This is a genomic window from Desulfobacterales bacterium (genome assembly GCA_028704555.1).
Taxonomy (GTDB): domain Bacteria; phylum Desulfobacterota; class Desulfobacteria; order Desulfobacterales; family JAQWFD01; genus JAQWFD01.
The window spans coordinates 77,371-91,582 of record JAQWFD010000002.1; the positions used below are offsets into that span (position 1 = coordinate 77,371).

The 14,212-nt window shown below is 50.6% G+C and carries 14 protein-coding genes; 12 read left to right on the forward strand and 2 right to left on the reverse strand.

The window, feature by feature from the left end:
• Positions 1 to 46: 46 nt before the first annotated feature.
• The 3 genes from lon to gmhB all read left to right on the forward strand — a co-directional run bounded on the left by lon (position 47) and on the right by gmhB (position 3,857).
• Complete coding sequence (gene lon, locus PHQ97_01385) at positions 47 to 2,392, forward strand: endopeptidase La (GenBank protein ID MDD4391384.1); 2,346 nt, start codon at positions 47 to 49, stop codon at positions 2,390 to 2,392.
• Positions 2,393 to 2,495: 103 nt separating this feature from the next.
• A complete protein-coding gene (locus tag PHQ97_01390) occupies positions 2,496 to 3,266 on the forward strand; it encodes a septal ring lytic transglycosylase RlpA family protein (protein ID MDD4391385.1) in 771 nt (256 codons plus the stop codon).
• 24 nt (positions 3,267 to 3,290) lie between these two features.
• Positions 3,291 to 3,857: a D-glycero-beta-D-manno-heptose 1,7-bisphosphate 7-phosphatase gene (gmhB, locus tag PHQ97_01395; protein MDD4391386.1), complete on the forward strand. Its 567-nt coding sequence runs from the start codon at positions 3,291 to 3,293 to the stop codon at positions 3,855 to 3,857.
• 23 nt (positions 3,858 to 3,880) lie between these two features.
• Here gmhB and PHQ97_01400 read toward each other — a convergent pair whose 3' ends face one another.
• Positions 3,881 to 4,336 (reverse strand): CBS domain-containing protein, encoded by a 456-nt coding sequence (locus tag PHQ97_01400; protein MDD4391387.1) that lies wholly within the window; start codon positions 4,334 to 4,336, stop codon positions 3,881 to 3,883.
• Positions 4,337 to 4,707: 371 nt separating this feature from the next.
• Positions 4,708 to 4,890 carry a hypothetical protein gene (locus PHQ97_01405; GenBank protein MDD4391388.1) on the reverse strand — a complete coding sequence of 61 codons (183 nt, stop codon included), beginning with the start codon at positions 4,888 to 4,890 and terminating at the stop codon, positions 4,708 to 4,710.
• A 544-nt stretch (positions 4,891 to 5,434) separates the two neighbouring features.
• Between PHQ97_01405 and tkt the strand changes: the two genes are divergently transcribed.
• The 9 genes from tkt to PHQ97_01450 all read left to right on the forward strand — a co-directional run bounded on the left by tkt (position 5,435) and on the right by PHQ97_01450 (position 14,149).
• The gene (gene tkt, locus PHQ97_01410; GenBank protein ID MDD4391389.1) at positions 5,435 to 7,459 is read left to right on the forward strand and encodes a transketolase; all 2,025 of its coding nucleotides are present in this window, start codon (positions 5,435 to 5,437) and stop codon (positions 7,457 to 7,459) included.
• Positions 7,460 to 7,520: 61 nt separating this feature from the next.
• Positions 7,521 to 7,811 (forward strand): TMEM165/GDT1 family protein, encoded by a 291-nt coding sequence (locus PHQ97_01415; protein MDD4391390.1) that lies wholly within the window; start codon positions 7,521 to 7,523, stop codon positions 7,809 to 7,811.
• A 452-nt stretch (positions 7,812 to 8,263) separates the two neighbouring features.
• Entirely contained in the window at positions 8,264 to 8,644 is a 381-nt protein-coding gene (gene hisI, locus PHQ97_01420) for a phosphoribosyl-AMP cyclohydrolase (GenBank protein ID MDD4391391.1), read from the forward strand.
• Complete coding sequence (hisG, locus tag PHQ97_01425) at positions 8,641 to 9,516, forward strand: ATP phosphoribosyltransferase (protein MDD4391392.1); 876 nt, start codon at positions 8,641 to 8,643, stop codon at positions 9,514 to 9,516. The genes hisI and hisG overlap by 4 nt, the downstream gene beginning before the upstream one ends.
• Before the next feature lie 44 nt (positions 9,517 to 9,560).
• Positions 9,561 to 10,712, forward strand: coding sequence for a pyridoxal phosphate-dependent aminotransferase (locus PHQ97_01430; protein ID MDD4391393.1), 1,152 nt, complete (start codon positions 9,561 to 9,563; stop codon positions 10,710 to 10,712).
• A 160-nt stretch (positions 10,713 to 10,872) separates the two neighbouring features.
• A complete protein-coding gene (gene yihA, locus PHQ97_01435) occupies positions 10,873 to 11,478 on the forward strand; it encodes a ribosome biogenesis GTP-binding protein YihA/YsxC (protein MDD4391394.1) in 606 nt (201 codons plus the stop codon).
• Between the two features lie 2 nt (positions 11,479 to 11,480).
• Complete coding sequence (era, locus tag PHQ97_01440; GenBank protein MDD4391395.1) at positions 11,481 to 12,389, forward strand: GTPase Era; 909 nt, start codon at positions 11,481 to 11,483, stop codon at positions 12,387 to 12,389.
• A 79-nt stretch (positions 12,390 to 12,468) separates the two neighbouring features.
• Positions 12,469 to 12,774, forward strand: coding sequence for an HNH endonuclease (locus PHQ97_01445; GenBank protein MDD4391396.1), 306 nt, complete (start codon positions 12,469 to 12,471; stop codon positions 12,772 to 12,774).
• A 913-nt stretch (positions 12,775 to 13,687) separates the two neighbouring features.
• A complete protein-coding gene (locus tag PHQ97_01450) occupies positions 13,688 to 14,149 on the forward strand; it encodes a cyclic nucleotide-binding domain-containing protein (protein ID MDD4391397.1) in 462 nt (153 codons plus the stop codon).
• Positions 14,150 to 14,212: the final 63 nt, after the last annotated feature.

Here is a 14,212-nt window from a genome sequence, read left to right on the forward strand (position 1 = left end):
GTTTGCATTGAACAAAAGTTACACGAGCAGTTTATTGGAGGCAATCATGATTGTTCAGCAAATATCCCAGGAGTCAAACCCCGATAAATTCCCTGAGACGCTGCCTATCCTGCCGTTATTCGATTCCATCCTTTTCCCTAAAATGGTTCTGCCCCTTGTGGTCATGCAAAGCGAATCCATTCAGCTGATCGATGACGCCATGAGTCGGGACCGGATTGTCGGGATTGTGGTATCCAAATCGCATACGATCAAGACAGACTACACCCGGGAAGATATTTACGATGTAGGAACCAGCGCCCTGATTCTGAAAATGGCCAAAACCGAACCCAACAGACTTCAGCTGCTGGTTCAGGGCCTCAGCAAGTTCAGACTAACAGAACTGATTCAGGAAAAGCCCTATCTCACGGCCCGTGTCATCCACCTTCAGGACAAGACCGTAAAGGACAAGGAAACCGATGCGATCACGTCCAATATTATCGGCCAGTTTGCCCGCATTGTCGAGCTGTCGCCAGCCCTGCCCCAGGAAGTGGCGGGCATGATCAAGTCCATCCAGGATCCAGGTATGCTCGCGGACATGGTTGCATCCCTGCTCAACTCCACCAACGAAGAAAAACAGAGCGTACTGGAAATCGAAGATGTCAAAGAACGGCTGAGGCAGGTATCTCGTCTGACGAACTACCAGCTGGAGGTTCTCGAACTGGGCGATAAAATCCAGTCTCAGGTCAAAGGGGACATGGATAAAAAACAGCGCGAGTATTTCCTTCGTCAACAACTGAAAGCCATCAGGGAGGAGCTGGGCGAAAAAGATGAGGCCACCGTTGAGGTCGAAGATTACAAAACCAGAATCGAAGAAAAAAACCTGCCCGAAGAAGCCCGCAAAGAAGCGCAGCGGGAACTGGATCGACTGTCCCGGATGCATCCGTCATCAGCCGAATACACTGTGGCATCTACCTATCTGGACTGGCTCACCACACTTCCCTGGCATGAACGCACAGAAGATGTGCTGGATATTAAAAAAGCCAGAAAAGTCCTTGACGATGACCACTACGGACTGGAAAAAGCAAAAAAACGAATCATCGAATACCTGGCGGTTCGAAAGCTCAAGCCGGACTCAAAGGGACCGATTCTGTGTTTCGCCGGCCCCCCGGGTACCGGGAAAACCTCGCTGGGCGCCTCCATCGCCCGTGCGCTGGGACGAAAATTCTTCCGCATTTCTCTGGGCGGAGTAAGGGATGAAGCCGAAATCAGGGGCCACCGGCGCACCTATGTCGGAGCGCTTCCCGGCCGTATTATTCAGGGAATCCGCCGGGCCGGCTCAAACAATCCGGTTTTTATGCTGGATGAAATCGATAAGGTCGGCAGTGATTTTCGGGGCGATCCGTCATCGGCCCTCCTGGAGGTACTGGATCCCGAACAGAATTTTTCCTTTACGGACCACTATCTGGATGTGCCGTTTGACCTGTCACATGTCATGTTCATAACCACCGCCAATATCCTGGATACCATCCCGCCGGCGCTCAGAGACCGCATGGAAGTGCTCGATCTGATGGGATATACGGAAGATGAAAAAATCAAGATCGCCAACCGGTTTCTGATCCCCAGACAGCGAAACGCGCACGGGCTTCATGCGGATCAGATCAATTTTTCTTCCGGGGCGGTGAAACACATCATTTCCGGGTATACCCGCGAGGCCGGGCTGAGAAATCTGGAGCGCGAGATTGCCACCATCTGCAGAGGGGTCGCCAGTCAGGTTGCAGAAGGCGTTGCGACCTCGGTTAAAATCAAAGCCATCAATGTGTCCAAATATTTGGGGCCGGTTCGCCTCATGCCGGAAACCAAGACCAGAATTTCAACACCAGGCATTGCCATGGGACTGGCATGGACCCAGGCCGGTGGCGAGCTTCTGTTTATTGAAGCAACTGCCATGAAAGGCAATAAGGGGCTGACGCTGACCGGCCAGCTCGGAGACGTGATGAAAGAATCGGCGGCAGCGGCCCTGAGTTTTATCCGGGCAAATGCTACTTCCATCGGTATTGATGAAGATTATTTTGAAAAGCACGACATTCACATCCACGTGCCGGCCGGAGCCATTCCCAAGGACGGCCCGTCTGCCGGCGTCACCATGTTAACGGCACTGGTATCCCTGCTGACCAACAAGCCCCTCCGGAAAGATATGGCCATGACCGGCGAAATTACGTTACGGGGACAGGTGCTGCCGGTCGGAGGGGTTAAGGAAAAAATTCTGGCAGCCCATCGGGCGGGCATTAAAACCATCATTTTGCCGAAATGGAACAAAAAAGATATTGAAGATATCCCCAAAAAAGTCCAAAAATCCATTGAATTTCATTTCGTAGACAAAATGCTGGAAGTGTTAAAAATCGCTATTCCGTAATACGGAATTCTGCCGGCCGGCACCGATGCGGTTCTCCGGGCAGCCCGCCGGGCTCCCGGATAGTTAACCGTATTATAACGAGCAAACAGGATCGTATTGGTTTATGCCAATGACACCGAAATCAACGCTGTCGTCTGTGAGCACATCCCTTGCAATCTCGGCGGTGCTTCTGATGCTGATCTGCAGCTGCAGCACGAAATCGCCTGTGCCGGCGCGGGACGGTACCTTTAAACCTTACCGGATCGGAGGCAAATGGTACCATCCATTGCCCGATGCTCAGGCCTTTCGTGAACGCGGCCTCGCGTCCTGGTACGGAAAAAAATTTCATGGCAGGAAAACAGCCAACGGTGAAACCTATAACATGTATGCCATGACAGCGGCCCATAAGACCCTTCCGCTGGGCACCCTGGTCAGTGTCCGGAACCTGAGCAATCAAAAGCAGGTGGTGGTCAGAATCAATGACCGGGGCCCTTTTGTCCGGAAAAGAATCATCGATCTGTCCTATACCGCCGCCAGGCAGCTGGACATTACCGGCCCGGGAACCGCACCGGTTGAGATCGAGGCGCTGCGGCCGGGCACTGTAAAACCGGTGACGGCCGGCACTGACCCGCGCAGCATCATTCCGGACAGCTACGATCAGGGAAATTTTGTCATTCAGATCGGCGCATTCAAAGATTACGGCAATGCTCAACGGCTGGTCAACCAACTGAATCAGACGTATAAGAATGTCCACATTGCACCCTGTGACCGTGAAGACGACACCCTTTACCGGGTGCGTGTCGGCAGGTGTTCAAGCCTGAGACAGGCCTATGACGACGAAAGAAATTTAATCCAGAACGGTTTTCCCGATGCGTTTGCGGTGGCAGAAGAGTAGACTGGCAGGAAACCGCGGGGGGATATGCTTAAAAAATTTGTATTTCTGGACAGAGACGGGGTCATCAATTATGATTCCCCCGATTACATCAAATGCTGGAAGGAATTCAAATTCCTTCCCGGCAGCCTTGAAGCCATAAAAAAGCTCACCGTGAACGGATTTTCAATCATCCTAATCACCAATCAGTCGGTAATCCGGCGGCATATGGTTACCCGAGACGGCCTTGAGCATATCCACTCGATGATGAACCGCGCTGTCGAATCCACGGGCGGAAAAATAACGGATATTTTTTACTGCCCGCATCTGCCCGAAGATCGATGCAAATGCCGCAAACCCGAACCGGGCCTGATTTTACGCGCACAGAACCGGTATCATATCGATCTGGCATCCGCCGTCATGGCAGGCGACAGCGCCAAAGATATCGAATGCGCTGTAAATGCAGGCTGTGGCCGAGCCGTATTGATTAAAACCGGAAATGGCATGCACGCCGAGGCAATACTGCAAAAAAAGCATATCCTGCCGGATTATGTGGCCGAAAACCTTCTGGATGCCGCCGACTGGATCATCCGGAGCAGCCGCTATGGCTCCTGAGTGAACAGTTTAAGGGCCCGGCCCTACGGCTTTTCCAGCAGCATCTTCAGCAAGTCCTCTTTCCCGACAATTCCCACCAGTTTATTGTCCGCATCCACAACAGGCAGGGTACCAAATTTTTTATCCACCATGAGATCGGCAATCTGTTCGATACTCATATCCGGAGAAACCGTGACGGGATCAGGGGTCATTGCATGAGAGACCTTGGTAGCGGCTATTTTTTGCGCCTCCTGTTGCAGTTGTTTGAGCGACGTTAACGGAAAAAAACCATCCAGAAGTGTAAATATGGACGGTACTGGAAATTTTTTCTGCTGAACGATCAGATCGCTTTGGCACAAAATTCCTACCAGCCGACGAGACGGATCGACTACAGCAATACCGTTGATGTGGTTTTCCAGAAGAAGTTTTGCCGCATAGGCAATATCCGTCTCCGGCGCCACCGTGATCACATCTTGCGTCATAATATCCTTTACTCTCATTCCAAACCCCGCTCAGATACCCTTTTAAGAATTTACATGAACAGGCACACCGCTTCAGCCCGGCGCAACTCGAACCTGACGAAGCGTTTTTCACTGCACCCGGTTACCGTCATAGCACTCAATCAAAACCACCAGCTGGCTGGCAACTGTTTGAGACGTTGCAGAACGCACCGCTTGTCATACCTCATCTGATATATTACGGATACACCACTGCCGCGATTAAAGCAATTCAACAAACGCTTTTAATCGCAGGCCGACACTTCAGAAAGGCGGGTAAAACGTTACACCCATTCCATGTGAAGTGCTTCTGACGACCAATCCTTTGACCTTCACCTGTCTGGAATAGCCCGGAATGGGAAATGTCATGGAAATCAACTGCCGACCGGAAAGTTATTGCGTGTTTCAATAAAGGTTCGGCCCGCGCTGATATCCTGAATAAAATCCCGGCAGGCTCGATCCTTAAAGGCAGAGTCGATGACCGTGAAATCGGATTTTCTGCCATATCTGCGCCTTGCGATATGCTTGACCTGCCCGTGGGCGCCAGGTGTCGTCATGGTTAATTTCCTTTCACGGGACGAGCTGTCATCAGGACAGAATGCCCGTGTCGGAAACGATCCCTCAGCTCACTGGAATAATAAATTGAAGGCAGAAAAAATCATTCAATAAAAAATTAATGTCTATTCCAGCGGGTTAAATCAATTTTTTTTTGGGGGGGGGAAAATCATGAAATTTCAACGGCCATATACTGTTCTTTATCATCATATATATCTGTCGAACGGTTTCGATGTCAAATTAAAGTTCCACTTTGCTTGAAGGTTGCGCCCGGTTGAAAACCTGATTAGAATGCACTTTTCGGCTGACCGGGATCGTACAAGCCATCCGGCATCCGGCAAAACACACCGGGAGCAAGCTCTCGGTCACGGTTCTGATGGGAATCGCCGGCCGACAGACGGTGCTGTCCCGTTACAGCCGGAATGGCGCCGGGCGCTGTGAAGTGAATTTTTCCCGAGAAAACCATTGCAACAAACTTAAAACGCATGTATCAAATCCACCAGATTGGGACTCAATTTCAATACATTGTTAAAAAGGAGAAATATTATGACTACCGGCCTTTCCGAAAGCCAGTCATCCATTGAAAATCTGTGTGTAAATACCATCCGAACACTTGCCATGGATGCGGTTCAAAAGGCTAACTCCGGTCACCCCGGTGCTCCGATGGGGCTGGCAACCGCCGCCTACGTGCTGTGGACCCGGATGTTGAAACATAACCCTGAAAACCCGCAGTGGCAGGACCGCGACCGGTTCGTTCTTTCCGGCGGGCATGCATCCATGCTTCTCTACAGCCTGTTGTTTCTGACAGGATATGACGTAAGCCTTGATGATATAAAGCAATTCCGGCAATGGGGAAGCAAAACCCCGGGACATCCGGAATACGGTCATACGCCCGGTGTGGAAACGACCACCGGCCCCCTGGGACAGGGATTTTCAAATGCCGTGGGAATGGCCATTGCCGAACGGCACCTGGCCGCCCGTTTTAACCGTCCGGGCCTGGAAATTGTCAACCATTTCACGTACATGATGTGCGGCGATGGCGACATGATGGAAGGAATCAGCTCTGAATCGGCATCTCTGGCTGGCCACCTGGGGCTTGGCAGACTGGTCTGCATTTACGACGACAATCAGATCTCCATCGAGGGTTCCACGTCGATCGCGTTTACCGAAGATGTCTGCCTCCGGTTCAAGGCATACCACTGGCATGTACAGATCGTCGAGGACGGCAATGACACCGACGCCATATATCAGGCACTCCAGGCAGCCAAAGCCGAAACCGCAAAGCCGTCTATCATCATACTCAAAACCCATATCGCCTTTGGCAGTCCCCATAAACAGGACACGGCCGGGGCCCACGGGGCGCCGCTGGGTGCAGAAGAAATCCGTCTGACCAAACGCAATCTGGGCTGGCCCGAGGACGAATCCTTTCTCGTTCCCCAACAGGCGCTTGACGCATATAGACAGTCTGTTGAAACAGGCCGGGCCGCCGAATCAACCTGGAAGCAGCTGTTTGACGCGTATTCAAAAGCGTGTCCGGATCTGGCTCAGGCGTTTGCCGATGCCATCGCCGGAATCCCGGCCAGCGGCTGGGAAGAGAGCCTTCCGCTATTTTCGGCATCCGATGCCCCGATAGCCACCCGGGCGGTTTCAGGAAAAATCATCAACGCCATTGCCGATCGGGTGCCGTCGCTGATCGGCGGGTCTGCAGACCTGGCGCCTTCAAACAACACCCTGATCAAATCCTCCCATGATCTTCAAAAAAACAGTTATGACGGTCGCAACATCCGGTTCGGTGTCCGGGAACATGCCATGGGCGGAATCCTCTCGGGTATGGCGCTTCACAAAGGGATTAAACCCTTTGGCGGCACATTTCTGGTCTTCGCCGATTACATGCGGCCCTCCATCCGGCTGGCCGCGTTGATGAAACTGCCGGTCACTTACGTGTTTACCCATGACAGCATCGCCGTCGGTGAAGATGGCCCTACACATCAGCCGGTGGAGCATGTCGCCGTCCTGCGGGCCATACCGGGTCTGACGGTCATCCGCCCGGCGGACGCTGCTGAAACCGTGCAGGCATGGCGCATCGCCATAGCGTCGACCGACAGCCCCACCGCCCTGATATTGACCCGGCAGAATCTTCCGGTCATCGACCGCAGCATTTATGCCGCCGCCGAGGGGCTCAAAAACGGCGCCTATATTCTGTCGGATGCTATCAGCCGGCCGGATATCATCCTGATTGCCACCGGCTCGGAAGTCACTCTCGCCATGTCTGCCGCTGATCGTCTGGCCGAACAAAACATTGCTGTCAGGGTCGTGAGCATGCCCAGCCGGGAGCTGTTTGAAAAAATGCCGGCATCCTACCGTCAGGAGGTATTGCCGCCGGATGTCACAAAGCGCATTTCCATAGAAGCCGGTATTACCACCGGATGGGAACGCTATGTGGGAACCGGTGGAGATATGATCGGCATCGATACCTTCGGGGCTTCCGCACCGGGCGCTGTCATGATGGAAAAATACGGCTTTACGGAAGACAATATCGTCCAAAAAGCCCTGTCCCTGCTGAAAAAATAGGACATAAACCCCTTATACGCTGTGGACCGGTTATGATTTCATCAATGGGAGGAGACATATTGTGGATTACAAACTGCTTTTAACCACCTTCGGCATGATATTTCTGGCTGAACTCGGCGATAAAACACAGCTGGCCACATTCTGCCTGGCTGCCGACTGTAATTCCAGACTGTCCGTATTTCTGGGATCTGCCGGCGCACTGCTCCTAAGCTCCCTGATTGCCGTACTGTTCGGCACGGCAATCAGCCGGTTTATCCCGCCGGTGTATATCAAAACGGGTGCGGGCATCTTTTTTATCGTAGTGGGAATCTGGACCCTGTTTTCAGCCAACCGGACCATCTGCTCTCTCTGAGCGGTCTGGCTGAACCACAAAATCTGCCGGTCAGGGTGAGGTGGTGATGTCGATCAGCCTCACCTCATTCTGACCGTCTGACCGCATACCGGGGGTCGGTACAGATCCGGTATGAAAAGGATCATGGCGGGGTCATTTTCGCCGAAACGCAGGTGTCATAAAAACGATGCCCGCATAAAAAATTTTCCGGCCGTCCGATCGGATACCATTGCACCCGATCCTCCTTGAAGCCAGCCCGAATTTATCCGCAGCCATACCGTGATTACGGCATCAGCAATCCGGATTTGCTAAAAAATGAATTGACATTCCATCAGGTTATGGTTACTCATACCATTTATCTTGTTTGACAGGTTTTTTGCAGACCTGTCTTTACGGTATCGAAAAAATGCTGCGATAAGCCCCCATTGATTCGTAAAAATGCATGCGGTGCACCCAGGCCGCAGGGAGAACAGATGATAACACTTGATTTCAGCAAAACCAACGGACTGATTCCTGCCATAGCGCAGGATTATCATACGGGTGAAGTACTCATGCTGGCGTACATGAATGAATCCGCCTGGAACGCGACACTTTCTACAGGCCTGGCCACCTATTACAGCCGATCGAGACAGGAACTGTGGGTCAAGGGGAAAACGTCCGGCAACACCCAGATTGTCAAGGAAATCAGAATCGACTGCGACAATGACACGGTTCTCCTTAAAGTGGATCAGACAGGCGGCGCGGCTTGTCATAAAGGGTACAAAAGCTGCTTTTTCCAAAAAGTCGAATCGGATCATACGATTACGATTACGGGGAGCCCTGTATTCAACCCCGAGGAGGTTTATAAAAAATGACAAAGATTCTGAAGTTGGGAATTCCAAAGGGAAGCCTCCAGAATGCGACGATTTTGTTATTCAAACGGTCCGGCTGGACCATCAACGTCAACGACAGAAATTATTTTCCGGAAATCAATGACGAGTCCATTGACTGCGCCATATGCCGGGCGCAGGAGATGTCCCGCTACGTGGAAAACGGCACGTTCGATGCCGGATTGACGGGGAAAGACTGGATTGCTGAAAACAATTCCGATGTTCATGTCGTGTCCGATCTGATATATTCAAAAGTCAGCTCCCGGCCGGCAAGATGGATACTCGCGGTCGGATATGACTCCCCCATCAAAACCCTGGAAGACCTGCAGGGGAAAAAAATCGCCACCGAGCTGGTTCAGTTTACCAAACGGTATTTCGCTGAAAAAAACATTGATGTGACTGTGGAGTTTTCATGGGGGGCTACGGAAGCCAAGGTCGTATCGGGGCTTGCGGATGCGATTGTGGAAGTCACGGAAACCGGAAGCACGATAAAGGCCCATGGCCTGCGCATCATTCACGAACTGATGCAGACCAACACCCAGCTGATTGCCAGCCACACCGCATGGAACGATCCGGTAAAAAGGCAGAAAATCGAACAGATCGCCCTGCTGCTGAAAGGGGCCCTGCTGGCTGAAAAGCAGGTCGGGCTTAAAATGAATGTACCGGAGCATGCCCTTGAAAAGGTGATGTCGACGCTGCCGAGCCTCAAAGCCCCGACGGTTGCCCATCTTTATCAGTCAGACTGGCTGTCCGTTGAAACCGTTGTCTCGAACCATGCGGTCAGAGATCTGATCCCGAATCTGATCCGGCACGGTGTCGAAGGAATCATTGAATATCCACTGAATAAAGTGATATAAAACAGTAACAAAAAAGTACGGAAAGGTATCAAAAAAGGCGTAAGATGATTTCAAGCAGAACAAAGGACATTTCATCTTTTATTGTTATGGATGTGCTGGAAAAAGCCAGCGAAATGGAACATCGAGGAATAAAGGTCATTCATCTCGAGGTCGGGGAACCCGATTTTGACACCCCGCAATGTGCCAGGGACGCGGCCATCAAAGCCCTCAATGACGGTCATACGCACTACACCCACAGCCTCGGACTTCTTGAACTCAGAGAAGCCATCTGTGAATATTATTCCAGTACCTATAATGTAACGATTACTCCGGATCAGATTGTGATCTGCTCCGGTACATCACCGGCCATATCTCTTATGCTCTCAGCGGTTACCGAAAAAGGGGATGAAATCATCATTTCCGATCCTCACTATGCGTGCTATCCCAACTTCATCAAGTTCGTTGAAGCTGTACCGGTTACCGTACCGGTCTATGAAGAAGACGGGTTTCAATATCGGCCGGAGGCCATCAAAGAGAAAATCACGGCAAAAACCAAAGGTATTTTCATCAATTCTCCCTCCAATCCGACGGGGAACCTCCTGTCGGCAGACCGAATGCAGCAGATAGCCCAGCTGTCTTCAGAAACCGGCCCGTATATCATGTCGGATGAAATATATCACGGCCTTGTATACGAGGGAAGGGAGCACAGCATTCTGGAATTTACCGATAACGCCTTTGTGCTGAACGGTTTTTCAAAACTCTATGCCATGACGGGTCTTCGCCTGGGATACCTGATCTCCCCCCGGCCGTTTATGCGGCCCATCCAGAAGATGCAGCAGAATTTTTTCATTTCGGCAAACTCCGTTGTCCAGATGGCGGGGCTGGCTGCGTTAAAATATGCCGGCGATGATATTATCCGCATGAAAAACATCTATAACGAGCGGAGAAAATATATGATCCAACGGCTCAAAGGAATGGGGCTGGGCATTACGGTCGAGCCGACCGGCGCGTTTTACGTTTTTGCCAATGTCAAGCACATCTCCGGAGACTCATACAATCTGGCCTTTGACATACTTGACAAGGCCCGCGTCGGCGTAACGCCGGGAGTGGATTTCGGGAAAAATGCCGAGGGATATCTCAGGTTCTCATATGCCAATTCCATAGAAAACATCGCCGAGGCCATGGACCGTCTGGAACTTTATTTTAAAAGCCTCTGACCAAATGAGCCGATCGGATTGCCGGAAACCAGCACTCCGAGATGCTTACATCCGGGGCAAAAGTACGTCCGCAGCCTGTTTAAGCGCTCTGTGTCCGCCGCTCCGGCCGATGCCTTCATTTCAGGCATCGGAAACCATTTAATATACAATCGTTACCGACATGATCATAAAAACAGCTGAATTTGTAACCAGCGCTGTCAAACCATTACAATATCCGCCGGAGCTCCTGCCGGAGATCGCTTTTTCCGGACGGTCAAATGTAGGAAAATCATCATTGATCAATGCCATCTTAAACCGGAAACGATTGGTAAAAACGAGCTCTACCCCAGGACGGACTCAGCTTATCAATTTTTTTGTCATCAATGACGTATTTTCGTTTGTCGATCTTCCGGGATACGGTTATGCAAAAGTACCGGTAAGCATCAAAAAGACATGGGGCCCGATGATCGAAAAATATTTATCCGGCAGAAAAACGCTGCGGGGAGTCGTAACGATCCTGGATATGCGCCGCATTCCAAGCCCTGAAGACCTCAGCCTGATTCGCTGGCTCAATCAGCTTGGTATACCCATCATTCCGGTATTGACCAAATCAGACAAGCTGTCCAAGACCAACCAGATAAAACAGAAAGCAATGATCGCAGATACGCTGTCAATAAATCAGGAGAATCTCATCGTTTTCTCCGCAAAAACCAAACAGGGCGTGCCGGATGTCTGGAACGCTGTCGAAAAACTATTAACCGTCCAATCAGTCATAGACAAGACGTAACCATGAACCAAACCCCTGAGACATATAATGCTTTCAGATCCGGATTTATCGCAATCATCGGAGCGCCGAACGTTGGCAAATCCACGCTGCTAAACCGAATGCTGGGGCAGAAGATATCCATCACATCTGAAAAGCCCCAAACCACACGTAACAGAATTCTGGGAGTTTTACACAGACCCGGAGCACAGCTGATTTTTATCGATACCCCCGGCGTGCACAAAGCCGGCAGGTTATTGAATGTCAGAATTGTCGAGCAGGCGCTTTCCGCTCTGGGTGACGTGGATGCGGTTCTTTTAATGGCAGATGCATCATCACCGGCTCCTGAATCGGAAGACATTCTGATCAAAAATCTCCGGAAGCGGAAACAGCCGGTTATTCTGGCCCTGAACAAAATCGATCTGGTCAAAAAACCCAATCTGCTATCGCTCATTGATCAGTGGGCCAATCAATATCCGTTCAAAGCCATCATACCGATATCGGCCAGAAACGGGACCCAGGTGGAAGAAATCCCCCGGACGCTTGAAGAATTTCTGCCTTTCGGCCCCGCTTATTACCCGGAAGACACCCTGACAGATGTACCCGAACGGTTTATAGCCGCAGAGATGATCCGGGAAAAAGCGTTCCGGTTAACCGGCCAGGAAGTTCCCTATTCAATCGCTGTCACGATAGATTCGTTCAAGGAAGATTCCGGCAAGGCCCTTGTCCATATCAGCGCCACCCTTCACGTTGAACGGGATTCGCAGAAAGGCATTATTATCGGGAAAAAGGGCAGCAAATTGAAAGCCATCGGTGAAGCGGCCCGTAAGGATATTGAACGGATGCTCGGCACCAGGGTATTTCTCCAGTTGTTTGTCCGTGTTCAGAAAGGCTGGAGCAAGGATTCAAGGGCTTTGAACAGATTCGGCTACTAAGGCCTGTCCCGCCCATAGCCTTTGACATATTGTAAATAGATGCTACACAGTAACCACGATACGGAAATCAAGGGGTTATATGGAACCATTTGCGCTATATTTAGAGGAAGAAGACATCCGGCGGGAACGCCGGAAGGCCAGAGAGCTGAGGTGGTCACAGTGGTGGAAGCGTCGCTGCGCCAAAGGCCTCTGTTATTACTGTGAACGCCGGGTTCCCCCGGATGAGTTGACGATGGATCATATCGTGCCCATATCCCGGGGGGGAAAAAGCACCAAGGGCAATATTGTTCCGGCCTGTAAAGACTGCAATAACAAAAAGCAGCAACTGCTCCCCATGGAATGGGATCAGTATCTGAACGAATCCGGCTTTAAACCGGAAGACTGATCCGGCACGGTTCACCCCACAGCGCATACACTGAAAATATCCCCGTTGACCATCCCGCCGTTTTTATTGAAAACTTCGAAACAAAAATACATGAGGACTTGAACAGCCGGAAGAGGGACTGGCAGCCGGATCGTTTTTTCCGGGTTGCCAGAATGACTAACGTCCCAAATTAATCCTTGACATTCTAGTCATTAATTGTTTTATATAATATATTTTTTTAAACATTTGGCGAATGCCATATAGCAAATAGCAGGCTACGGAATAAGACAAATTGCATCCGGTTGCCTATCCGGTCATGCATGTCGCATGCAGCAACACCTGAAGCGGAACCATAAATTTTAACACAGATGCAAAGACGGTTTGCACATCCCTGCAAACATCTCATGAGGCAGATTCGTCTGCTCACACGTCTTGCCGGCGTTGCCGCAATTCAGCTGCGCACCCTGACGCCCGGGCTTACCTGTTTTTATTCGGTCCGGGTTTTTCTTTTTCCATCCCTGCTTGTCATCTGACAGACATTTGCCATACAAGTGGGTATGTCGAATTGGGTTAAAACGTAAGCTTGCTCAGCTTATATACCCGGTTGCTATAACACCGGCAAAAACCAATAGTTCGATCAGTTTTCCCTCTGCAATACGTTCATGCGATTGCCGCATTGATTTATAATTATTCCGGTTAGTGCCCGAACGGAAAATCCGATTTCATTTTTCTCTGTTCCCGGCGGGTTAAAATACAAACCATAAGACAGTGCATGTGTCGGAAATTAAAATTTGAGTCCGGTGCGCCTGAGCAAGCCGGAATTTTTCCGTTTCCACACGATTTAAATAAACTCAAACCCGGTATATGTCCGCCCGGCTTATTTTGATTGAAAAAAACTTTCTTACAGCCGGACAGCCACCGAAAGGACGAACCTATGGCCGTTGACGTCAATATCCTTAAATCAATCAGTATCTTTGATGACATTTGCTCCAGCAACCTGCACAAACTTTCCTCCTTAATCTATCCGGTAAAAGTGAGCGAAGAGGAGGTGCTGATCCGGAAAAAAAATCCCGCCCATTCTCTCTACATTATTATGTCCGGTAACTTCATGGTATCTTTCAAAGATGGCAGGGGCTACACATTGCATGACCGGGGGGATATCATCGGCTGGTCTTCATTTATAACTCCCTTCAAATACAAAGGCACCTCTGTGGCTTTAACCGATGGCGAAGTGTTATCGATTCACTCTCGCAAACTGCAGGGGCTGATTCAGGAAAATGCTGAACTGGCCACCCAGTTTTTAGAAAAAATAAATTCGATCATTTTAGACAGACTCCAGTTTATATACGCCAACCCCTTATCCAGGCATGAGGTTGCCTCAGAGCCTTCCGCTTGATCTGAAAAGGGTGCCAGCACCCGGAAAGTCTTTTGAAAATCGACCCGACAAGTATGGAGGGAT